General features: G+C 50.5%; 19 protein-coding genes. 3 read left to right on the top strand and 16 right to left on the bottom strand.

The window, feature by feature from the left end:
- Positions 1-45: 45 nt before the first annotated feature.
- The 5 genes from ectB to IE055_RS08865 form a co-directional block, all read right to left on the bottom strand.
- Positions 46-1,326, bottom strand: a complete 1,281-nt coding sequence (gene ectB / locus IE055_RS08885; RefSeq protein WP_189399910.1) for a diaminobutyrate--2-oxoglutarate transaminase — start codon at positions 1,324-1,326, stop codon at positions 46-48.
- A 73-nt stretch (positions 1,327-1,399) separates the two neighbouring features.
- Positions 1,400-2,425, bottom strand: coding sequence for a helix-turn-helix domain-containing protein (locus tag IE055_RS08880; protein WP_189399908.1), 1,026 nt, complete (start codon positions 2,423-2,425; stop codon positions 1,400-1,402).
- Positions 2,426-2,619: 194 nt separating this feature from the next.
- Positions 2,620-3,879 carry an aspartate kinase gene (locus IE055_RS08875; RefSeq protein WP_189399906.1) on the bottom strand — a complete coding sequence of 420 codons (1,260 nt, stop codon included), beginning with the start codon at positions 3,877-3,879 and terminating at the stop codon, positions 2,620-2,622.
- Between the two features lie 209 nt (positions 3,880-4,088).
- Positions 4,089-5,333 carry a BaiN/RdsA family NAD(P)/FAD-dependent oxidoreductase gene (locus IE055_RS08870; RefSeq protein WP_373299184.1) on the bottom strand — a complete coding sequence of 415 codons (1,245 nt, stop codon included), beginning with the start codon at positions 5,331-5,333 and terminating at the stop codon, positions 4,089-4,091.
- Positions 5,302-6,042 (bottom strand): glutathione S-transferase, encoded by a 741-nt coding sequence (locus tag IE055_RS08865; RefSeq protein ID WP_189399902.1) that lies wholly within the window; start codon positions 6,040-6,042, stop codon positions 5,302-5,304. Before IE055_RS08865 ends, IE055_RS08870 begins: the two co-directional genes overlap by 32 nt.
- Before the next feature lie 97 nt (positions 6,043-6,139).
- Here IE055_RS08865 and IE055_RS08860 point away from each other — a divergent pair, with 97 nt between their 5' ends.
- Both IE055_RS08860 and IE055_RS08855 read left to right on the top strand, forming a co-directional pair.
- Positions 6,140-7,087 carry an ABC transporter ATP-binding protein gene (locus IE055_RS08860; protein WP_189399900.1) on the top strand — a complete coding sequence of 316 codons (948 nt, stop codon included), beginning with the start codon at positions 6,140-6,142 and terminating at the stop codon, positions 7,085-7,087.
- Positions 7,084-7,845, top strand: a complete 762-nt coding sequence (locus tag IE055_RS08855; RefSeq protein WP_189399898.1) for an ABC transporter permease — start codon at positions 7,084-7,086, stop codon at positions 7,843-7,845. The genes IE055_RS08860 and IE055_RS08855 overlap by 4 nt, the downstream gene beginning before the upstream one ends.
- 169 nt (positions 7,846-8,014) lie before the next feature.
- On the opposite strand, the gene IE055_RS08850 is transcribed toward IE055_RS08855, so the two are convergent.
- From IE055_RS08850 to IE055_RS08800, 11 genes are all read right to left on the bottom strand, one after another.
- On the bottom strand, positions 8,015-8,893 hold the full coding sequence (locus tag IE055_RS08850; RefSeq protein WP_189399896.1) for a TraB/GumN family protein: 879 nt from the start codon (positions 8,891-8,893) through the stop codon (positions 8,015-8,017).
- Between the two features lie 41 nt (positions 8,894-8,934).
- Positions 8,935-9,420 carry a SixA phosphatase family protein gene (locus IE055_RS08845; protein ID WP_189399894.1) on the bottom strand — a complete coding sequence of 162 codons (486 nt, stop codon included), beginning with the start codon at positions 9,418-9,420 and terminating at the stop codon, positions 8,935-8,937.
- Positions 9,417-10,529 (bottom strand): chymotrypsin family serine protease, encoded by a 1,113-nt coding sequence (locus tag IE055_RS08840; protein ID WP_189399893.1) that lies wholly within the window; start codon positions 10,527-10,529, stop codon positions 9,417-9,419. Before IE055_RS08840 ends, IE055_RS08845 begins: the two co-directional genes overlap by 4 nt.
- Before the next feature lie 28 nt (positions 10,530-10,557).
- Complete coding sequence (locus IE055_RS08835; RefSeq protein WP_189399891.1) at positions 10,558-11,907, bottom strand: esterase/lipase family protein; 1,350 nt, start codon at positions 11,905-11,907, stop codon at positions 10,558-10,560.
- Positions 11,908-11,964: 57 nt separating this feature from the next.
- Positions 11,965-12,726 (bottom strand): hypothetical protein, encoded by a 762-nt coding sequence (locus IE055_RS08830; RefSeq protein WP_189399889.1) that lies wholly within the window; start codon positions 12,724-12,726, stop codon positions 11,965-11,967.
- On the bottom strand, positions 12,723-13,604 hold the full coding sequence (locus tag IE055_RS08825) for an ABC transporter ATP-binding protein (RefSeq protein WP_229794211.1): 882 nt from the start codon (positions 13,602-13,604) through the stop codon (positions 12,723-12,725). Before IE055_RS08825 ends, IE055_RS08830 begins: the two co-directional genes overlap by 4 nt.
- Before the next feature lie 69 nt (positions 13,605-13,673).
- Complete coding sequence (locus tag IE055_RS08820) at positions 13,674-15,011, bottom strand: ABC1 kinase family protein (RefSeq protein ID WP_189399885.1); 1,338 nt, start codon at positions 15,009-15,011, stop codon at positions 13,674-13,676.
- Between the two features lie 429 nt (positions 15,012-15,440).
- Positions 15,441-15,899 (bottom strand): hypothetical protein, encoded by a 459-nt coding sequence (locus IE055_RS08815; protein WP_189399883.1) that lies wholly within the window; start codon positions 15,897-15,899, stop codon positions 15,441-15,443.
- A gap of 42 nt (positions 15,900-15,941) precedes the next feature.
- On the bottom strand, positions 15,942-16,640 hold the full coding sequence (locus tag IE055_RS08810) for an anti-sigma factor family protein (protein ID WP_189399881.1): 699 nt from the start codon (positions 16,638-16,640) through the stop codon (positions 15,942-15,944).
- A gap of 57 nt (positions 16,641-16,697) precedes the next feature.
- Positions 16,698-17,282 carry an RNA polymerase sigma factor gene (locus tag IE055_RS08805; protein ID WP_189399880.1) on the bottom strand — a complete coding sequence of 195 codons (585 nt, stop codon included), beginning with the start codon at positions 17,280-17,282 and terminating at the stop codon, positions 16,698-16,700.
- Complete coding sequence (locus tag IE055_RS08800) at positions 17,272-20,496, bottom strand: CHAT domain-containing tetratricopeptide repeat protein (RefSeq protein ID WP_189399878.1); 3,225 nt, start codon at positions 20,494-20,496, stop codon at positions 17,272-17,274. Before IE055_RS08800 ends, IE055_RS08805 begins: the two co-directional genes overlap by 11 nt.
- Positions 20,497-20,703: 207 nt before the next feature.
- Between IE055_RS08800 and ppc the strand changes: the two genes are divergently transcribed.
- Positions 20,704-23,472 (top strand): phosphoenolpyruvate carboxylase, encoded by a 2,769-nt coding sequence (gene ppc / locus IE055_RS08795; RefSeq protein ID WP_189399876.1) that lies wholly within the window; start codon positions 20,704-20,706, stop codon positions 23,470-23,472.
- Positions 23,473-23,490 lie beyond the last annotated feature (18 nt).

Genomic DNA, 23,490 nt, shown 5'->3' with positions numbered 1-23,490 from the left:
CGTGAATCAGGTTGGGTAAGAAAATCAAATAGAAGGGCGTCGTATTTAGCCGGTGATCGCCTGACCGATGGTGGTGTTCGCCAAACTGCAATCCTTGAGAATCGAAAGTCCCTGTGCCAACACATCGGACGGGATATTCAACGCAGGTAGTAACTTGACGACCTCACCATACGCCCCGCAGGTTTCAATGATCAACCCGTGACGAAACGCCGTCTCCGAAATCGCGTTTGCAATGTCGGCAGATGGACAAACCAATCCTTGAATCATGCCGCGCCCTCGGCGTTTAAATTCACCGCCGGACATCGCGACGATGCCATCAAGTGCGGTCGTGGTTTGCTCCGTCCGTTGCTTGATCGCTGTCGAAAAAGCATTGTCCTGCCAGTAGCTCAGCGCATGAGAAGCGGTGACAAAGGCAAGATTGTTGCCCCGAAAAGTCCCGTTGTGCTGGCCGGGCTGAAGTGCATCAATTTCGGGATTAATGAGGACCAACGCCATCGGCAACCCATAACCACTAATCGATTTTGAAAGACAAACCAAATCGGGCTGAATGTCGGCCATTTCAAAACTGAAAAAGTCGCCAGTTCGACCACATCCAACTTGGATATCATCCACGATAATCAATGCGCCAACACGCTTTGCGAGTTTCGCCAACGATTGCAACCACTCAGATGACGCTGCATTCACACCACCTTCCGCCTGAATTGTCTCAAGCAAGAATGCGGCTGGGGCATCATATCCACTGCTTGGGTCATCGATCAGGCGCGCAATCAAATCGACCGTATTCACATCTTTGCCGAGATAACCATCAAACGGATAACGATCTACATCCGGTAAGTTACATCCGGCTCCTGCGCGGTTGTAGCTATTGCCGGTGGCGGCGAGTGCACCCAAGGTCATGCCGTGAAAACCATTTGTGAACGCTGCAATGCGCTGGCGCCCGGTCGCCACACGCGCGATTTTCAAGGCCGACTCCACCGCATTCGTACCCGTTGGTCCGGAAAACATTACCTTGTGGGGAAGCTGTCGTGGCCGCAGTACCGAAGACTCAAACAACTCTAAAAACGACTGTTTTGCCGCGGTATGCAAATCCAGACTGTGACTGATGGAACTCAGTGTTAGGTACTCAATAAGCTTGTCACGCATTTCTGGATTATTGTGCCCATAATTCAGCGCCCCGGCGCCAGCAAAGAAATCGATGTATTGCTGACCAGACTCATCCCAAATGTGAGAGCCCTCGGCTTTGTCAAACACCACCGGGAAAGATCGGCAATAGCTTCGTACATTTGATTCTCGGCGGGCGAACACATTATTTATTTCACTTAACATGGTTAACTCTTTTGTAGGTTGGGTAAGCTCAATTGCGTAGGGTAAGAGCATGATTGAGAGAAAATATATCAGCCTAGATTTGGCCGAGTTTTGTCATAGAACAGGATTCCAATGGTCGACTGAGTGGCTCTTGGCTCGACGCTACTGGAATACTGATGCGGATTTGTGTTTGCGCCACTTCGCGCAGACTAAAGCCAAGTCCGTCTACCAATAGACAATCACCTCGATTCAATTGACGCTTAGGAGCATTTGGGCAAAATTGGGATAACGAGACCTGCTCTGAACACATAAGTACCGGTCGACGCCAATCAGGCTGATATTGACTGGTCGGAAGCCAGTCGAACAAACCAATATTTAGCGTCTGCTCGGGCAGAATTCCTTGATGCGTGAACGTGGCGTATAGGCCCGCAGGTACACGATAGATATCTTCCGCTTTGCAACGCTGTGCTGTTTGCGCATCGACTTCAACCGCCGCCATTTTTAAGCCCAACGCCAACTCGGTTAGATCCATAACGTCGCGCGCCACATATGTCGGTGCTCTGGTTGCGGCACTCGTTACACCCAAGGCACGTAACTTTTCACACAGCTGTAATGTGGCATCCCACAAGGTATGCTCGTACTGCGAAGACATATAGCCTTGGGCCAAAGAGCTAAGCAATAATCTTTCCGGCACAATATCGAGAGTTGGTGATACGGTTGCTCGACGCTTTGGTTTGGTGCGAATTGCGGGCGAAATTCGCTGCCCATAAAATTCGTTACGAAACTTGGCTGGCGCGACGCCAAACCATTGCTTAAATGCACGCGTGAAGTTCGCCTGGCTAGAGAAGCCAGAGATGAACGCCAAGTCATTGAGCTTTTCATAGGTACTCACTAATCGCTTTGCCGCTAGAAACAAACGATTCCTGAGCACAAATTCATAGAACGTTTCCCCTAAATACTCGGTAAACAAGGCCTGGAAATGTACTGGCGAATAAAAACTCATTGCCGCGGTTTCTTGCAGCGAGATCGTGTTATCTAGCGAATCGAGCACATGCGATACGGCACCATCCAAACGCCGCCGGTGCCGCATCTTCGTCTGATAATTTGCGTTGCAGCCCACAGTACACCTCCTGCTGGAATCAGTGGTTGCGAACAGGCAAATAACTAAACCTGTGTAAATTTACCTCTGATCAAACGTCAACCAGAGAATGCTTAATCGAAACGAGATTTGTATTTGAAAACTAAAGTAACGGAATTAGATGACACGAATATTAATTTTATTTGACAATTGTCTTATATTTTAGCAGCATCAGGCTAAGCAATTTGAAGAACATTGCTGCTATTGACTTCATCCTCGTCATCCAAGTGAAACGCGGTATGCAGCGCCAACACAGCGCGATCCATCTCGCTTTCATGCACCACCACAGAGATTTTAATCTCCGAGGTGGAAATCATCTTGGTTGTCACCCCTTGATCAACCAGCGTTTCAAGCAGCAGCTGCGCGATTCCGGTGTGTGATCGCATGCCGACGCCAATCACCGAAATTTTAGCTAGATCACTCTCACCTTCTATACGCTCAACGCCGAGCTTTTTACCAACCGAATACACAACCTCGAGGCACAGCCGATAATCTTCCGCAGCGACAGTGAAACTCAAATCAGTCGCACCATGCGCACCCAGGTTTTGAATAATGATGTCTAAATTGATATTTGCCTCGGCGATGGCAGCAAATACCACCTTCAGCGCATTTGGCGAACTCGGAATGCCAAGCAGCGACAGCTTGGCCTCTTTGCGCTGGAATGCAATGCCTGAAACTAAGGGTGATTCCATGTGAGACTCCTTTTCAGTACCCGAAATAATTGTTCCATCTCCCAGTTTGAAAGACGATAAAACGCGCAGTGGGACATGGTGTTTGCGCGCCATTTCAACAGACCGTAATTGCAAAACTTTGGCGCCCATGCTCGATAGTTCCAACATCTCATCATAGGTGATCTGATCTAATCGGCGAACCACGGGCACCACGCGCGGGTCGGTGGTGTAGATTCCATCCACGTCGGTATATATTCGACACTCATCCGCATTCAACGCCGCTGCCAGCGCGACCGCCGTTGTATCCGACCCGCCACGACCGAGCGTGGTGATATTGCCGCCGTCATCCACACCCTGAAAACCAGCGACGACAACGATGTAACCCGCACTGATGTCCGCGCGAATCTTGCTCAACTCGATTTCTCGAATGCGTGCTTTAGAGTAAGTGTCATCCGTCCGAATGCTGACTTGAGGCCCGGTATAGGAGCGAGCTTTTACCCCACGCTCATGCAAGGCCATGCTCAATAACGCGATCGTCACTTGTTCACCGGTCGAGAGCAGCACATCGTTTTCGCGCGGCGCGGGATTGGACGTGATTTGCCGCGCTAGGTTTACCAAGCGGTTCGTCTCGCCACTCATGGCCGAAACCACCACCACGAGGCTCTCCTGACGCTGATGCTTATCCGCCAAGTGATCCGCTACGGCATTGATTCGCTCAACAGTACCTACTGAGGTGCCGCCAAACTTTTCAACAATTAGTCGCATTTGCCCCCCAACGATGGGCGGCAAAACCGAGTCATCACACACATGTATCCAAACATTGCTGTGCTGGGTAAGGCAACAGCATCTCCAAACTGAAAGTGCTGAAAATTATACGAACGACAACTTATTTTTTTATTCCTAGACTAGGAATATTTCGATTCCATCAAATTGGCACTCTTCGCCCCATCGTGTCTGACTGAGCTTGGGTAAGTTTAGGCGTTGTTACCTGCTACGTAGCCTGATGACCAAGCCCATTGAAAATTGTAGCCCCCCAAGTGGCCTGTTACATCCAATACTTCACCGATAAAAAATAAGCCCGGTTGATGGGCGACTTGCATGGTCTGAGACGACAAACCACGTACATCCACGCCACCACGAGTGACTTCGGCGGTGCGATAACCTTCGGTGCCGGAAGGGGTAATTTCCCAGGCATGGCACTGTTCAGCCAAGGTTTGTAAACGCTCAAAACTGATTTCCTGCAGTGGCTTGTCCTGCAAACCTGGCCACCAGTGCGGTGCCAGTGCCTGCACCACGGATTTAGGCAGCCACTGTGATAACACAATCTGGAGTTTTTTTTGTGGTGACTCGCGCTTTGCCCGTGGCAAGGATTCTTGCAGATCGGTGTTTGGCAGCAAGTCGATCGTAACGGCATCGCCGAGATGCCAATAATTCGATAACTGCAACACAGCCGGCCCGCTCAACCCTCGATGAGTGAACAACATGTCTTCAAAAAATGAACGCGTATACGCGGATACACGAACTGGCAGCGCAACACCCGACAGTGATTCGGCCAGTTCATGCCAGACCCCGCTGAGGGTAAATGGAACTAAGGAAGCCTCAGTCTGATTGACCGCCAAACCGAATTGCTGTGCCAGACGGTAACCCAACCCCGTGGCGCCACCCAAGGTCGGTATCGATAAACCGCCTGTTGCCACAATTAGACTTTGACAAGCGAACTGACCTATGTTGGTTGTGACCTCGTACCGCTCATTGTGTGTGACTTCTGTGACATCACAGTTTAAATGCAGCCCCACGTTTACCGCTCGGCACTCATCCAACAACATGTTCAATATCAGTTTTGCAGATTCATCCGCGAACAACTGCCCGTGCGCCTTTTCATGATAGGCAACCCCATGCTTGGCCACCAGACCGATAAAATCCCAATTCGTGTATTGCGCCAGTGCGGACTTGACGAAATGCGGGTTTGGGCAAATAAAGTTGTCCGCACTGACATCAAGGTTGGTGAAGTTGCAGCGCCCTCCACCCGACATCAGAATCTTTTTGCCAAACTTATTACTGACTTCGAGTACGGCTACTCGACGCCCTCGCTGTGCGGCAATGGCCGCAGCAAATAAACCTGCCGCACCACCACCCAACACAACGACATCGACTGTGGTTTGTGTTGCCATGCTGACTCCAACCCCCTTAACGGAACTGTTTATACATCGACAGAACATGCTGCATGATGGGGCGTGAACGCCATGCGGCAACTTGCTCAGCCAAACGCGGCGGCAAGCTCAAGGTATCGCTGATAGGGTGTTGCGGCGGCAGCACATACGGTGCCAATAAGCTGGCGGCACTTAGATCGACCACACTCATTTGGTCGCCACCGAGTAAAAATCTACGCCCATCTGCTAGCAGTGAATCTAACCAGTCTAACTGTTCGGCCACAATATTACTGGACTCAACACCTTGCTCAGGGCCAAGGTCCAATCCGGAGATCATTTTGTTGCGAATCACCGACCATGCCAGCCAAAGCTTAATGCGATCACTGAAACCAACACCTCGCATAAACACGTGCCTTACACTGGATGAGTGCTCCACCAAAGCCTCGGAGTAATAATGCCGGCGAACATGGACACCAATTTTATGGTCAAGACGTTGTTCCATTTCCATCGCCTCAGTGTCATTGCAATTTAGCGAGACACCCGGCGCGGACCTGGCCTCTGCCCATCTCAAAATCCGGTCAGACCCTTGAATGATGTCATCGTCAGTCACGAGATACGGCAACGCGCCCCGTTTTAACCCGTGCTGTTTCGCTATCGCAATATGTTCACCTGGCAAGACCACCACGGCATCATAGTCAATCCCCAAGTACTCCAAGCCCCAGCGGGCTTTTTCGCAATAATGGGAGATAGTAAACAAGTAAAGTCGCGGCGCAGGCATATTCAGTTTTCCAGTCAATCAACGTGCTCGTATTGTGACACAAATGCAACACCGATGGCGGTACCCTCATGCAGCGATAACACGTACAATATTGCTCATGGACTCCATTATTTCTATTCAAGCGCTCTCCAAAGTTTACGACAATGGGTTCGCTGCACTCAATCACATTGACCTAGACATCAAACGTGGCGAGATTTTGGCACTGCTTGGCCCCAATGGCGCCGGGAAGACCACCTTAATCTCGACCATCGCCGGGATCGTTTCGCCATCAAATGGACGCATTTTGGTGGATGGACACGACAATGTCCGCAGCTACCGCGCGGCGCGTCAACAAATCGGGTTAGTGCCACAAGAGCTCACACTCGGTGCGTTCGAAACGGTATTCAATACCGTCAGTTTTACGCGCGGCTTGTTCGGCCTAAAACCAGACCCGGCCCACATCGACCAAATACTCAAAGACTTATCACTCTACGACAAACGACACAACCAGTTGCGTATGCTGTCTGGTGGCATGAAGCGGCGAGTCTTGATCGCCAAAGCCTTGTCGCATGCGCCTAAAATTCTGTTCTTGGATGAGCCGACAGCCGGAGTTGACGTTGAGTTACGTAAGGACATGTGGCGAATCGTAAATCGTCTGCGCGAGTCGGGTGTCACCATTATTTTGACCACACACTACATTGAGGAAGCCGAGGAAATCGCCGACCGTGTGGCGGTAATTCGACGTGGTGAAATTTTGCTGATCGAAGAAAAAGACCAATTAATGCAGAAACTTGGCAAGAAACAACTGATTGTCGAGTTTAAGCAGCCACTGGCTGAGATACCAAACACGCTGGACGGTTATGACATTAGCTTGTCAGAAAATCGCGAAGTATTGACGTACACTTTCGACGCCACCGCCGACGCAACAGGAATCACTAAGCTGCTGTTGCGTTTGAATGAAGCCGGTATGTCGCTAAAAGATGTACGCACAACCCAAAGCTCACTGGAAGACATCTTTGTCGATCTGGTCCATAACGAATCCCCCCCGCCGGAGGAAGTCGCATGAATTTCGCTGCTATTCGAGTCATTTATCGCGCCGAAATGCTGCGTGCGATAAATACGTTGTTCCAAACTCTGGCCTCGCCAGTGATTTCCACGTCGCTGTACTTTATTGTATTTGGTTCCGCAATAGGTTCTCGAATTCAAACCGTTGACGGCGTGCCTTATGGCCTGTTCATCGTACCAGGACTCACGATGCTGACGATTTTGACGCAAAGCGTTTCAAACGCGAGCTTTGGTATCTATTTCCCCAAGTTTAATGGCACGATTTATGAGATCTTGTCAGCGCCGTTGTCGTTTTTTGAAGCGCTTGTTGGGTATGTTGGGGCCGCGGCGACCAAATCCTTTGTGATTGGTATTGTGATTCTATTGACCGCGAGCTTGTTTGTGGATTTACGAATTGAACACCCGATTTGGATGCTCACATTCTTAGTCTTGACCTGCATCAGTTTCAGTTTATTCGGCTTTATCATCGGTCTTTGGGCAGACAGCTTCGAAAAGCTGCAAATCATTCCAATCCTGGTGATCACACCCCTGGTATTTTTAGGTGGTAGCTTTTACTCAATCGATATGCTGCCGCCGATCTGGCAGACCATCTCCCTGTTTAATCCTGTGGTCTATCTGGTGAGCGGTTTTCGCTGGAGCTTCTTTGAAGTATCCGATGTCAACGTCTGGACCAGCCTGACAATGATCTTGGTGTTTCTGGCGATCTGCCTCGTAATCGTATCGTGGATATTTAAAACCGGTTACAAACTCAAAGAGTAAATCAGCTCGCGGACTCCGATACTATCGCGCTCAACCCGCCGCAAAAAAAACGGCCATGACCGGCCGCAGAAAAACCGCTCAAGGTATCGCCATCACGCGCGACGTGGTGGTGTTCAACACCACGCCTGAGGCCAGCGCCTGGACCGAATCCACCACGTCGATGCATGATTCAGTCCAGTTGCTCGACCGTATAACCAGCACGTTGCATCAACTCAATGAGCCCGTCATCACCGGCCATATGCAACACGCCGACCAACATGAATTCGACTTCGGGTGACGCTAACATTTGTTTAATCTCGCTCATCCAACGCTTATTACGCGCCGCCAAAAAGACCTCATACATCGCCGGAAAAGCTTGTTTCATGCGAGCCACACCGATCTCGTTCAGTTTATCCAGATCTCCTTGACGCCAAGCACCAAGCAGATTGGGCCACATGGCTTTAGTCTGCTCTACCTCTTCCAGGCTCGACAGCACCAAGGTATTCGGCTCAAGTTCATTCAAACTGGCAATAAATCCGATCTGCTCGTCAATAGTTTCCAGATCGAGTCGGTCTTTGCCGTCTTTATTCGCACGATGATCAAAGTGCGCGTCAACCCCCGCGGTACCGTCTACCAGACCCAGACGTTGTAGCTCAAGGGTAGTTAAAGTGAGGCTTAACCCAGCTGGCGTCATGGTATCAAATGCCGCTACTGGCAAGCCGCGTTCAGCCAGGAACTCCGTCAGTCTTTGATAGGTCTCTCGAGTCAACACCTGTGACAAGCTGCGTCCATCTTGGTACATCATTACCGGCAAAAATTTAGCTTGCGTATCGAGTGACTTCATCGCCTCGGCATCGGTTTCTAACCAGATATCCTCGGCACCGTCATACGCGGTTTCAAACGCTTTGGGTAATGGGTAGTCATCCTTTGACAATAAATGAATAGTGCCACCAAGATACATATGTTGATCACCGTTGGTGATTTTCCATACAGGCACTTTCGCGTGCGCCGTGTGTATGCCAAAACTCGCAGCCAGGATACCAAGCGCAAATATTATTGGGTGTTTCATTAACGACTCTCTCGTGTTTCGTGTCGCCCATCAATGGCGACTCAGTTTAACATTTTGGGCGCAGTGAACTGCACCAATTCGGCACAGCCTGTGCACAGCTCAGCCCATGATTCCAAATCGCACGCCAGCTGTACAATTCCCGAGGTCGGCACATTCGTCAACGACTCATTCGCCAACCGATTCACCAATTCTGTGATCGCTGGGTTATGTCCTACCACAGCGATGCACTGCGTCGCATCCGGCAAACACTGCAAAACACCCAGCAGCGCAGCCGAATCAAAGGTGTACAAACTCGGCTCGGGCATTAATCGCAAACCGGATGCGTCACTCAAGGCGGCGGCGAGGGAGATCGCACGCGTCGCGGTGCTGGTGTAAATCGCATCAGGTCTGTCTGACAACGAGGTAAAAAATTCTGCCATACGATTTGTGTCGCGCTCACCACGCGCGTTTAACGGTCGATCATGATCCGACAAATTGGGATTGTCCCAGCTCGACTTGGCATGACGGATTAACTGTAACGTTTTCAAATATTCACGCCTCCCACCAAGTCCAGCTGATGTCGTTTCAACACCGACCTAAGCGGCAATACATAGCTCTTACTCGTGTTACCACCAATTAAAATGCCGACAATTTTCGGCGCATCATCGTGATCAGACACCACCAAAGCGCCCGAGTCACCACCAGCTGAAAAAGGCTCAACACCAATGGATTCGACTTCATATAACTGCGGATAATACACTGTTCCCTTAAACACCTGCGAGCTGGTCGGGCCATAGTAACTCACCACGTTATATTCGATGGATTCCGGCTCATTCACAATGCGCGTTATTTCTCCCCGCGTCAGATCGGTTGAGCGCCCCCATTTTTTCACCGTCATGCCTTCTCGAATACGAGCAAAGTTACTTGGCGTGTCATAGGCATCGGCACCCTGTCCCTGCATGGAGGTTAATAAGTTTTGATCCGTTAATTCGAAGAACGCAATATCGCAGTTGTCGGCGATATCGAACACTTGGGGCAGACCTTGACTCATCGACCCGGTTGAGTCATGGAGCCCGATAACAGTGATTTCGTGGTTATCTGGACTGACATCTAAAATGCCGGGCACGACAATGGGCGTGCCAACGCCGGCAGTATTACAGCCGCCGGTCACATGATTACACGAGATGCCCAGCAATTTCGAGGTTTCCTGGTGACGCGCCAATGCCGTTAACGTGCCAGCGTTACGCTGGTTACCCAGCCCCAACGACGAGCCACAGGCGATGCGGTCATTATGTAAATAAACTGGGTTATACGTTCCCTGAACTTGCTGGTCTACTTTGAACGGTTTTAGTACCACGACCTCCAACAGCACATTCTCGCCTTGAAACGCAGAGGCAAAGGTCGCGCTCAATGCTTCTCGCTTACGGCGCGCTATAGGCAAGCGAGTCGCGATCGTATACACCGTGGTCTTGCCGCGCGAGGTGGAAGCTATTTTTACAATTTTGCGGGTCTTAAAGTACGCTGCCTGCTCTGGCGTAAACGGGATACTGTTCGGGTCGCCCGCTAACGACACAGCATCCCGCATGGCGACATCCGCTAAAATGGCATAGCGAATCGCCCAAGCGTATAACGCTTTCAATAAGGTATCATCACGCATTGTGCCTCCCTGAATACGGCGCGGTCATCTAACTGTCCGCTACGGTGAACATGGTGCGCTGCGGATCGTCCACAGCGGTCGAACATACTAACTCATAGACTCCGGGCGACAGCTCCGTAACCACCTCAAAACGGACTTGTTCGACCTGAGCTTGGTCTATCTTAAGTTGAATAGGTGGCATGGCGGGGTACGCATGGCTACCCGCTTCCGAATCCATATCCAATCGCATAATTTGCAAAGTACAGCGTAGGTTTTCGCGTGGCTGTGTGAACGACAAACCAATTTCCACGGTGTCACGCGGTGCGTACTCTGTACGATCAATGCTCAACCCCACGGCGTCTGACGCACCAACCAAAACCGTGTCCGTGGCGGCTTGCGGCACCACATGGGCCGGTGCACCGAGCATTTTGTACAACTCAAAGCGGATTGCACGATCAGTAAATATCGACGTATGGTTTTTTTGCGAGAAACTGTGTGGTACCGAATACAACTGTGCCCCAGTGATCGGCACCGTGCCATCGCCACTGGATTTACTTTGCACTTCTCGCAACTCGCGTCCGTTCCACTCCATTCGGCTAAGTGTGCGATGCGCGCTGCCCAACACAGAAAAGTAACCAATATGATCCGGTCGGTTTGCGAGATCCAACGCTGACCAGAACCGCCGTGCGGTGAGAATATTTTGTTCCGACAACCGGTATGCCGCTACGATCCGCTGGTCAAACGGGTCCAAATTTTTTGCAATTTTATGGCGTAAACCTGCCGAGACGGTCATGCCGGAACCAGCCGCCGCTACCAGTTGGTAGGCCGCGGCGTAGCGAGGGTCATCCACCAATTGTTTAAGCTGGTCTTTTTTGATACCCACATTGTCCGCCAGACCTGCCACCATCTTCAATGCCGAGGCAGCCCCATAATGCGGCGTCCCCATGGTGATCAACTGTGTTATCCGCTCAAACCAAGGGCGCGTCGAATAGTCACCACTTTCGATCAGGTAGCGACAAATCAAGCCGCCCATCGAGTGCGCCAGCAAAACAATTTCATCCTCACTGGTGAGCTGATCGAGTTGTTCGGCAAGCCGCTCTGCCGACACCGCATTGTCTTGCCGCCAATCATAGGCAAAAAGAATCAACCGTTTACCCGTTACCCCATTCAGGGAGTAACCACAGGATTCGAGGTCACGCTGCAAACTACCGTATACGGGGTAAAAGCGTGCAATGTTGGCGATCGGTTTAACTGGCGCAAGATGCGGATCCAACAATGCCTCGGCGCGGAGTGACTTAGTCACAATCTGGGTCAAGGTCGGTGGCCACACCCGCGTATTGGTCTGCTGGTTGCGCAGCTCAGAGCCCATGATGCCGGGAACAAAGACCAGCGTTTTCATTTACGTGATCCCAGCGAACTCGGTCTTCCGGTCGAAATCCCTTTACCGTATGCCATGTTAGATCCTCGCGCTGCGCTTAGTAATGGTCACCCCAATACACACCGCACTAAATACCAACCCCCAGACCAGAGGCATCATCGTATGTGTCGAAAAACCAGTGATACGGTTAACCACCAGTGTCTCACTTACCGCCCCGTTAAGGAATAGTTTATCAACCCACACCAGCAATACTGGTGCGACGAAGGCGAGTAAAAACGGATTGCGTTTTGCGACCTGTGAACAAAGCAAGCACCACGAGATCGTTGGTACCATTGACCACAATACCACCTTACCAAGCGCCAGCAGAGAACGGTCAAAGTAGGACGTCAAATAGGTTGGCGCTTTAGTAGTTAAAAAAATGATGGATACCAGGGACTGAGTGATCAAGATCAGCAACGGAATGGCGACCAGGGCCACGAGCAGCTTGGACGCGATCGTCAGTGAGTCAGACACCGGCAACGAGCGCCAAAACAAAATACTGTTGTCCTGCCGCTCGTTGTACAGACAAGATAAGGTATAAAACACGGACACAATAAACATGGCCATCATGACCACGTAATTCATTGCGTCCAAGGCGCGTGCCATGGCCCCATCAATCACGCTGGTCACGGTGGGGTCAGACTCCATCCAACTTGGCACACTGAACTCGGTGGTCAAGTTCCCGAACATCCATGACATGCGCAGCAATATCGCAAAGCCCAACAGAATTAAGGGAACACGCCACAGATTCTTGTGTTCAAGCACCTCGCGCCAGAGTAAGGCGAGTAATTTCGTAATCATGCCTGACTCCCGGGCGTATTGATCGCCACAAACAGATCTTCAAGACTAGGCGTCACCACTTCGCCTTGGGTGGCCAGTCGCGAATTCACCCCTTCGCCACCCTTGAATATCAGCTCAACTCGGCCAGGCAATTCGCGGCGATGCACCAACTCCAACCCGTCTAATACCGGCGTCTCGCCGGTCGTGACAAGCAGCTTCGTGAAGCGATCTCGAAGCTCTGCCATTTCCAAATCCAAGGTAATGCGACCCTGATTAATAAACACCACCCGCGTGAGAATATTTTCGATCTCATCAACCTGATGCGTGGTGATCAGGATAGAACGCTGTTGATTATAAAAATCCTGCACCAAGCGGTCTTGGAAGTCTCTGCGCACCAGCACATCCAGCCCAATGGTCGGTTCATCCAACACCAGCAAATCGGTGTCGATGGCCAAAATTGTTATCAAATGCAGGCGCGTCTTCATACCTTTGGACAAAGTGTCCACGCGATCGTTCAAGGTAATATTGGTAGCCGACAGCAAAGACATCGCTTTATCGCGATCAAAGCGTGGATGCATGGCGTCGACGAAGATAAACAGATCTCGCACCTTCATCCAGCCTGGCAGTGATGCCACATCCGCAATGTAGCTCATGTGTTCCAACATTGCCGCACGCTGGTGAAACGGGTCGCGACCAAACACTTGCAATGAGCCCGAGTACGCCAACAGTCCCATAACGGCTGCCAGTAGCGTTGATTTTCCAGCGCCATTAGGGCCGATTAATCCGACAATCTCACCACGACCTACGGTTAGGTCGACCGCGTCGAGGGCTTTTTTGGCGCCGTAGCTTTTCGACAAGCCGGTGATTTCTATCATTGGCGCCTGACTCGGACTCTGCATGCGATTTACATCTCCCTGAATTACTAAAGTATCATTCTAAACTGCGACGGAGCGGACAACAAACCCAATCTAGTCAAGATAAGGTTGCAGCAGCTCGGAACAACGCATACGCGCGTCAAGCGTAGACACAAAGGTAAAAACGCCCGTAAGTTTACGCACAATCAACATAAACTCCGGCGGTGGAACGACGAAGCCTTTGACCAGCATACCATCGGAGCCGCGTTTCCCAGCGCGTGTGAGCAACTTGGACTGACGCCAAAGATAGTTGCCTTCATCGCTGACTGCGTGTTTTGGCCACTCATCGGCAGTTTGTGAAAATGGCTCCAGAATGAACTCGCAAAAAGATACGAACGATTGTTTCACTGCCGGCGAATCGTCGGCCCGCAAACAGCGTAACGCGATTAAGCCGTCAATCGTGCCCTGTCGATCTCGACGATGGGCCGACGTGATAGTGGTTCGCAGAGCCTTGCAAAACCGATTGTCCAGCACTTGCACCGCGCCGAAATCCAGCAAGGCTATCCGATCGTTCTCGCCCTCAGGATCAATCATGATTTTGTAATTTCCGAAATTCGGATCCGTTTGCATCAAACCCCAATCAAACACTTCGTGAAAAAAAAGCGCAAGCATGTGTTTAGCCAGTCGATTGCGGCGCGCCTGGCTCAAGCCCTGCACCGCTGGATCAGTCACCTCCACACCAGACAAATACTCCATGGTCAAAACCCGATCCGAACTCCATTTGGGGTAATACGCTGGCACGCAATACCGTGCATCGCTTTTCAACAATCGAGAAAATTTTCCAGCAACACGAAGTTCTCGGGCGTAGTCGACTTCGCTCATCAGGTGTGTATGTAACTCTTTGGTGAGGTCTTGTAATTGCCTGCCTGATTTTACCCACTGTGCCAACGACAACATCTGCATGACATTCCGAAAATCATCTTCGATGGTATCGGCGATACCGGGATACTGAATTTTGACACACAAAGGGCGACGTACTCGCGGTGCGGATGCACGGTGAACTTGCGACAAGGACGCGGCCGCAAGGGGTTGCGGTTCAATTCGCAGGCCCTCTAACCCAGCACCCAATTGTGTGGCCACGGTATCCCAAGCCAAGGGTGGCGTGTTTGCTTCCAATGTATGCAGTGCGTCGGTCACCGGGCGTGGCAAAAGATGCTCACCGTATAAGGCCAGCATTTGCCCAATTTTGACGTAAGCGCCCTTAAGTTCACCAAGTTGCTGCACGAAGCGCTCTGCCTCGCGCTGTAAAGCTTGAGCCTGAAACGCGGCTCGATTCTCTGGCGCCACAAACAAACTTGCCGCTTTTGACGACAACAATCCCAATCCGCCTCGTGCGCCAGCTGCGCCAACCGCGAGACGCCGTCTCAACCCACCTTGCTTAATTTTCTTCACAACGCAATTTGAAGATCAATCACTAACATGGCGCTATTGTACCGCGTCCGAGAAACAGAAAGATGATTGTGACACTAGCGTTGGCGGAATGCCAAGCTGAGTTCGGAAAGGTAAGTCTCATCCATGAGTGAACATTTCCTTGCGATCAGGCTTCGACTCAAAAAGCCTGACAAAAACCACTAACCCAGTGGTAAACCAACAGAAGCCAGACCATGCGCTAAATTCGTCCTTGCGGTCAGGTTTTGGGTGCGCCCCTGGCTCTGTTGCCCCTTCAGTTCCGCTCGATGTTCCGAGCGAACCCCTCTGGACAATCAATGCTTCAACTCACTGAGTGCCCCGACATAGTGATAGTGTCGAGGCTGTTTGTTTTCTCCCACTAAAAAGACAAAAAAAAGCCAAGTTATTTAAACTTGGCTTTTTAACGTTTATCTATCGATCATGAGGGCCACCGGAACCCTCGTCTCCGTCTTCATAAGTCGAATATAGGATGTATGTGCCCTGTGAACCACAACAGCAACATTCACATTTGTCCTCACAGTCTCGTTCGTCTGCATTTGGAATCAGCTTAAACCGAAACACAGTTCGGTCCGCTTTAAAAAAATGAAAGCGCAGCAACAACTTGTCGATCGAACCCGCATTCGACTTATATTTAAACGATAAAGTCAGCTCATCGCACTGCGTTGCTTCAATTTTAACCGTGCCTTCAATCGGCACCAGTTCAAGCTTATTATCACCCTTCTCTCCCCGTACCACGACGGCATCAATGTCTTGTTTATCGCCGATAACAGTGAACGCATCTCCGGCTGATACTTTTCTTCCACGCTCGACATGGTGGACCAACCACGGGTGCTGTTTAACGGCAGATAAATAGGCTGCTGCAATTGTCATTCGATTTGTCTCCTAATCTAGTTAATATTCTGGATGGGGAAATTACATACAGGCGTCGGTATACCCACAATAATCCACTGATACTTCCTTGCCTTCGGGTGTTATGCCCATCAACGACAGCGCGACACCTGCGCGTGCAGCCTTGGGTGGAACTAATAACAAATGGTCACGAGAACCGCTTTTGAACGAGAAGTCACCGCTTTGCCACAACGCATCGCCATTCTCGGCGTTAAGCACTCGAGCCCGGTATTGAGGGTAGATCACCTCCGGCACCCGCAACATAATCGCTGCATAATTGCCGTCCGCGCTTAAATCCATCGCGTTACTGTTGAGTGCGCTGCGAACTGGGTTCACATCGAATCGAACCAGCTCGGCATTAACTGGGGCGTCCCAGACTAGTGCTGACTTGAAGGCCATGGGGGCCATAAGCACCAACAAAGCAGCCATCGCAAACGAGGGCGCTGGGCCGACAAACACTTTTTGCAAGAAAGACCATACCGAGGAGCTAGGCTTAGTGTTTTCCGCTGTACGTACAGCCGAAGCGAATCCCATCGGCACAGCCTGTTCAGCAGTATCTATTGTCGCCAACCCGATACTCAAGGATTGCGCAATTTCGACTTGCTCAGCGACCTCAGGACGACACAGGAAGTATTCCTCAAATTCGTTTGCCTGATCTTCGTTGAGCTGGCCTAAGACATACTGTTGTATGCGTTGTTGTAAATTTTCAGTTGTAATTTTCATGAGTCACCACCTTTGTAACAATGGTGCATACGACGAGTGGCTTCTCCCACCTGGCAGTCACATTTTTGCATTACTTTCTTGCCATAAGGTCTTAAATCGTTCACGAGCGCGGTACAAAACACGGTCAAAATGCGCCGGACTCAGTTCTAATTCGTCACACAAGGTGTGTTTGTCGTCGCCTAGCAGGTAGAAGCGACGCAACAGCTCACGATCTCGATCAACGGTTAACTCCTGCATTAATGCGGCGACGCACTGCCCCAATTGATGGTTAGCGACGGCGGTTTCTGGGGTCAGGCCTGTATCGGCGATCTCGCCAGCCTCATCTTCACTCACGTGTTGGTAGCGGTTTTGCCCACGTTGACGCATGATGAGTTGATTTTTAGCTATCTGGATGATGAATGCGGCAAGCTTTGACTGATCCCGCAGGTCATTGCTACGAATCTTCTGCAGTACCAGCAGCCAAGTGTCTTGCGCGATATCATTCGCCAGATCACGATCACGTGACCGATTAAACAGCATAACGGAGAGGCCGCGCTGGTAACGTTCCACCATCTCGTGTTCAGCGCGCTGATCGCCGCTTAATATGCGTGCCACCAGGTCGCGCGATACCTCAGCTTCGCTGGGTGTTTTTTTAACGTCCATACGCAAGAGTTTGCCAACCGCCTTGAAGTTGGAATCCGGCCCAAAAATACGGATCCCGCCAATCGTTTTCTGTGTTCGAATAAACCGCCAATTGCGCGCGTTGCAGCGCAATTGAAACGGCTAGCCTATCATTTAACAGATGAGAATAAAAACGACTTGTCAGCTCGGCAGTAGCTGCGTCCTGCACTTTCCACAAGGTACCAACAACATTATTGGCCCCCGCTTCAATAAATGCGCGACTCAAGCTCATCAGCCCCTCCCCTGCGACTTCGCGCCCAATCGAGCTTTCACAGGCGCTTAGCACCACCAGACCGGCATGGATCGGCGTACTGCTTATTTCTGGAGTTAGCCAATAGTTCGGTTCGCTCGAGTCTTTTGAAAACACCAATCCTGAGAGCGCTGGTGAGTGGTTGTTCAACAAGCCATGCGTGGCAAAATGTAAGATCGAATACTCATTGGCAATGGCTTTAATAGCCGAGCGCTTGGTCGCCGATGCTGCCATCAGTACCGCGGTGTTGCCCGGCATCAAACTTTGAATCTGCTGAGCCTCTCTCGCTGATTGAGGTAAACGCTCAAAGTTCGCGCCGGACGTCAAATCAATCGGGTCTGCCACCACCAGCAAGCGGGCTTCCGACATTGACGGGCGCTTGGCGGCGCGCTCCTCCAGCGCTTTTAATGCCTGAAACGAGGGCGCATAAGATAACGCAACGCGTGTCAACAGAGGCTTATCCTCTAGACGAGTTCGTAAAGGGCCAAATGCCAGCCCATGGATTGCGCCGTCTGGGATGACGGTTAAATTTTCAACTGCCGGATCCAATTTCTCCAATACCGGTGTCAGTAAAACGCTACCCAACTCTGCCAAGGCCATACGTTGTTGATAGGCGGTCACCTCCTGTCTTAGTGTCGGATGTTGCGAAATTTGCCGCTTCGCCGCGTTTATTTGCTTATCCAACTCATCCGCTGGTGGCAGATTGTGCAAGCTGATACCCTGCTCACCAATTATCCATAACCAACTGCGTTGCTCGCCGAGAAAATAATACGCGATTAACTCTCTTTGACCAATAACAGCCGGAGTTTCAAGATATTCGCCGACATGCAACATAGTAACCTGTTGTTCCAGGTAGTCTTGAATCTCAATTTCAATTTTTTCTAGCTCTGAACTGAGTGCCTGTGTGTTGGTTAGCAAACTAGGTTGTTGGCTGCCAGCGTTACCGTACCAACTCGTTGCGCTCTGTAAGATCTTGTCGTGTATGATTTGACGCGATTGGCGCATTGCAGGCGGGATAAGATCATCTTCACGAACCTGAGCAATAGTCTCCCTTAGTGTTCTGGCTTTAAATGACTCAACCAATCTTAGAGCATCAATGGGCTTTCCTTCGTCTACCAGCAACGCAACATTGAGCTCGAATAGCGATTTCTGTAACGCTAAGTAGCTCCGGCGTAGATCTCTACGACGTACTTTAGGCAAGGTCTGCTCAACGACCTCACGGGCTTCCGTTAGCAGCACACTGGCTAGATCATAAGTTTTTGCTTCGTAGGCATTCAATGCACGATGATAGGCGAACTGAACATAGACGTCGTCACGACCATGCAAACGCACGAAAGGACTGACGCGGGCGGCAAGGTGCTCAGCATCCGCTGTCGCCTTCATCTTAGTCAACAACAAAATGGCCTGGCTAAACCCTTTCGACAGTGACAAGTAATCCTCTGTCTGTGACAGCAACTTTAGGGCGCTCGCATTGTGATTCGATGCCATCACCCAATTTTTTTGAGATATCTCCAGCTCCGCGATTCTGAGGTGCGTTAAACTTTCAATTCTCGCTTGCCCAGTTTTTTTATAGTACGCCAAACCATCAAGAAGTAATTTGCGCGCATCTTCGAACCGCGATTCTGCGACAGCAATCTCACCATCAAGCAATTTCATTCTGGCCACATCTCTCGTATAGCCTAAATCTTGATACTGTTTGTGCGCTCCACGCACTGCATCACGTGCTGCCGTGTAGTCACCGACACGAATCAAACTCTGCGCCCGCTCACGCAACATATCTGCGTAGACGCGCTCATAATTGCGCTGTTCACTCTTTGACAATTTCATGAACCGCTCAAGCGCCTGATCTAAGAACTGGTCCGCTGCATACCTATCCCCCTGCTCTCCGTAGACAATGGCCATATTGTATAGCGCGCGAATTACCGACGTTTTCAGTGAATACTCCTCTGCCAGCAGCTTCTGCTGAGCAGCATAAGCAATCGATTGCGGTAAATTTCCAGCACGCTGATTTACCCAACTCAGATTGCTCAATGCGTAGCTCAACCCGTTGAAACATTGATACTCAGAGTAAATAGTGTAGACCTCCTTGAACATCGCGAGAGCCTGCTCAAATTTCGCTTCGCGCGTGAGACTAATCGCGAGGTAGTTTGCCCCTTTTGCATAAATCACCGGCTCATTTAACTGTTGCGCAATTGCCATACCTTGCCGGAATTTAGCTTGTTGCGCTTCGACACTCTCAATTTTTCGAGCTTGTTCATAGATCGCTTGTACTTTATACATCGAATGTTGATCACCATGTGCGGTGATCAATGATTCGGATAATGCCAAGACCTCGTCATTGTCACGCAGCATATTGGCAAGCTGCAGATTGAGAAACTCCGCATGCCGGGTATGCTGATTAAATGCCGTGGATTCGAGCGCACTTCGAACGATGGTTTGCGCCTGACGGAGCAGCGCCTCGTTTTCCTGATCTGAAGCCTGATCTGCCCGGTGATTCAATTCCCCTACTTTCGAAATCGCATCGAGCATGGCCACTTCTGCCTGCACGGCTGGAGAATTGCTATCCACCCTCAAGGTATTAACGACCACAAGGTATGGGCTGTGTTGATCAATTTTTGCTTCAGCTTCAATATATATTAAGCAATCACGGCACTCCGAAGGACGAATCAACACCATGTCATCAACCGCTTTGTGCGCCGACAAATCAACTTGTTTCACGAGGCTTTGGTCAGTCGAGTCGACTACTCGTACACGATAGTTGGCTGAGCGTTGTGACACAGACACCCAAACAATAGCGTCGCTCTCGATTTGAACTGGAATTTCAAGCGCAGTCGCCAGTCCCACACCACGAAAGGTCTGCTGCATTTCAGTCGCCGTCGCACTGCTAATGCCACCCGAAGATACAGCGACCAACAGAAGCGCACACGCAAGGCACCAATACCGCATAATTGTCTGCATTGGATTGAATTGAATCTAATTGTTGAAGTAGGGTTAGGAGTGAGAGTATCGCTATTTGTAAGCGCCGCGTCCAATATCTCGATGATAAGTCACTAAAATCGCACGGATTCCTAAGCCAGCAATCTACAAGCCACAAATTCGAACTGCTATACTCTGAACCACCGGATTTTTTATTAACCCCAAGGAAACTTTACCGTGAACCCCCCGATTAATGCGTTGAGTGACGACGCAAAAGTGCTGCCTGATCTATTAGGCGAAGTCATCAAAGAGCAAGAAGGCTCCGCTGTTTTTGATTCTGTCGAGTTGCTGCGACAGGGTTTTATTGGGCAGCGCCTGCAACCGGATGCCACCCAAAAGACGGAACTGTTAGCAGCCATCGACACACTGGACTATGAGTCACTGGACCGCGTCATTCATGCGTTCAGTACCTTTTTCCATTTGGCAAACATCTCAGAAGAACATGCGAATCAACAGGCTCGTGCTGAGATTGAGGAGTCAGGGCAAACTTGGCGAAACTCCTTCGCGGATACCATTGGCGGATTCAAACAACGCGGCATGAGCCTACAGGAGGTGTTGGACCTGGTCAGTGACTTGAACTATTACCCAACCTTCACGGCGCATCCAACCGAAGCCAAGCGCCCCATCGTGCTAGAAGCCCTACAGCGAATTCACGCACAATACCAGTCACTGACACAAAAGACCGTGTCTGACAGTGAATTGAGCGAAATTAAGCACAAGCTTAAGGCCATGATTCAAATCTTCTGGAAAACTGAGGCGGTGCGTCCTTCAAAGCCAACCGTCTACGACGAGATCGAGAACTCGCTGTATTACTTTAGAGAGAGCATCTTCGCCTGCTTACCACAGATTTACCGTAATCTGGAAAACGCGATCAAAGACATTTATCCGGAAGCCCGCGGACAATCACTGGAAATTCCTAATATAGTCCGTTTTGGCACTTGGGTTGGTGGCGATCGTGATGGCAACCCCTTCGTCACCCCCGAGATCACGCGTAACGCGCTGCGTCTACAACAAATTGAAGTACTCAAAGAGTATGCACGCCGAGTTGATCATTTGAGTAAGGTGCTCACACACAGTGCAGACCAGATTGAACTCTCCAAGGACTTTATTGATTCGATGCAGCGTGACCAAGTTCGGCTCACTAAGTACTTTGGGGACAAACACATAAAAGAACCGTATCGCCGAAAATTGTCCTTGGTAAAACTGCGCTTGGACAAAACGATCGCGCAAGTGGAAGCTCGGCTTGGCGACGGCAGCCCCTCCTACGACCCCTTGGCATTCAAAAATGAAGCCGAATTTGCGCAGGAACTTGAAGTCGTTAAAGCCTCATTGATTCACCACAATGAGGCTAATCTGACGCGTGGCAGCTTACGCGATCTGATGCGATTGTTGGATTCGTGTGGTTTCTATCTATCGAAAATGGATATCCGCCAAGAGTCAACGCTGCACTCACAGGCAATCCACGAAATCGCTTCCACCTTGGATCAGCCGATCGATTACTACGCGCTGAGTGAGGACGAGCGCCAAGCCTGGTTGACTGAGCAACTGTTGTGCACCGATGCGCTGGACTATGACCGTCGACAAATTACGATTCAGAGCGCCGATATCATCAGCGTATTTGAACTAATGAGCGATATGCGCAAAGAGGTGTCTGAAGATTGCTTTGGCAGTTACATCATCTCAATGACACATGAAGCGAGTCACCTATTAGAAGTCGCGCTATTAGCGAAAATGGCCGGTTTAATCAGTACCGACGCCGACGGCACCGTGCACAGTAAAATACATATTGCACCGCTGTTTGAGACGGTAAAGGACCTTGAGCACGCCGAACCCACGCTGGAAAGCCTATTTAATAACCCGGTGTATCGCCAGCTGCTACGTTTCACAAATGACACTCAAGAAGTCATGCTCGGTTACTCAGACTCCTGTAAAGACGGCGGCATTCTGGCATCGAGTTGGAACTTATATAAAGCGCAGCAAAACATCGTCGCTCTGACCGATCGGCATGGCATTCGCTGCCTGTTGTTTCACGGTCGAGGTGGCACCATCGGTCGTGGCGGCGGCCCAACTCACGAATCGATTCTGAGTCAGCCGAAAGGCACTGTTAAAGGCGGTATCAAGTTCACTGAGCAAGGCGAAGTTTTGTCGTTCAAATACAACTTTAAAGCCACAGCCAGTTACGAACTCACGGTCGGTATTACCGGTCTGATGAAAGCCAGTCTGCCGAATATTGTTGAAGACGATAAACCTGAGTACGTCTCTATGATGGAGAAACTGGTCGGGATCGGTGAACAGGCATACCGCGCGCTGACTGACGACAATGTGGCGACCATGCAGTATTTCTACGAGACCACACCTTCGGCCGAGATCGGGTTGTTAAATATCGGTTCGCGTCCGTCGCACCGAAAAAAGGCAGATTACTCGAAAAAATCGATTCGTGCGATTGGCTGGGTATTCGGCTGGTCACAGTCGCGCCAGAATATCCCCGGCTGGTATGGCCTAGGCAGTGCGCTGACCGACGCCATAGATCAGGGCGGTCTGGAAACGTTGCAGTCGATGCAGTCTGAATGGCGTTACTTTCAGAACCTGATGAGTAACTCACAAATGGTACTATTGAAAACCGACCAGGAAGTCGCCGAAGAGTATTCAAAACTGTGCTCCGACGCGGGCATTGCCGAGCGTACCTTTCACCAGATGAAGCATGAATACGATACCGCGATTGAACAAATCAAAGCCGTCACCGGCGTCGAACAATTGATGGCGGACTTCCCTGAAATTGGACAATCGGTGCGGTGGCGAAACGCCTACCTTGACCCACTGAACTACATTCAGGTTATGTTGCTCGGCCGTCTCGCGAAAGAAGAAGACAGACTGAATTCCCAGTGGCTGAAACCAGTACTGGACAGCATTAATGGTATTGCAACAGGCCTGCGTAATACTGGCTAAGTTAGCTTGGCAGGTCGA

Source organism: Arenicella chitinivorans (assembly GCF_014651515.1).
In the GTDB taxonomy this organism is placed as follows: domain Bacteria; phylum Pseudomonadota; class Gammaproteobacteria; order Arenicellales; family Arenicellaceae; genus Arenicella; species Arenicella chitinivorans.
The sequence above is the reverse complement of the archived record's forward strand: the minus strand, read 5'-3'. Positions and strand labels throughout refer to the sequence as shown.